Raw genomic sequence first — 443 nt, forward strand, 5'->3', positions numbered from 1 at the left:
AGCGGCGTATCCCCGCCGCTGGCCACCTTGACCTTGGCGCTATGGCGCAGGCGCACCAACAGGCGCTTGCCCGCCGCGGCATCCCCCGCCAAACCTTCCAGTCGATCAAGCAGTTCCAGGCCGCTGAGTTGCCCGGCGTTGCGCAACAGGTCCTGGGCGTTCTGCCACAGATCATCGTTCGGCTTGACCGGCGCTGCCGGCGCGGCGGTCGCGCTTGCCACTGGCCTCGCCTGCAGCTGCGCGCCGAGTCGTGCCCAATCGCCGTCGTCCAGCTCCAGGGTCAAGTCCACCGGCAGGTCGCCGATGGTTCCACGAATTCGCAACATCGTCCTTACTCCTGCATTTTTCTGACGAGCATGCTCCCATGCGGCTTGCGCAACGCCAAGCGGGAGGGCAAACTCTCGGCACTATTGTTATAAGATCACATAACAAAACTTTCATCT

Annotated in this window: 1 protein-coding gene; it reads right to left on the bottom strand. The window is 63.0% G+C overall.

Annotated elements, in window-relative coordinates:
- Positions 1 to 326 (bottom strand): hypothetical protein (locus tag FCS21_RS16235; protein WP_138624521.1); only part of this gene is annotated, 326 nt, incomplete at its 3' end.
- Positions 327 to 443 lie beyond the last annotated feature (117 nt).

This window comes from Colwellia ponticola (assembly GCF_005885605.1).
Classification (GTDB): domain Bacteria; phylum Pseudomonadota; class Gammaproteobacteria; order Enterobacterales; family Alteromonadaceae; genus Colwellia; species Colwellia ponticola.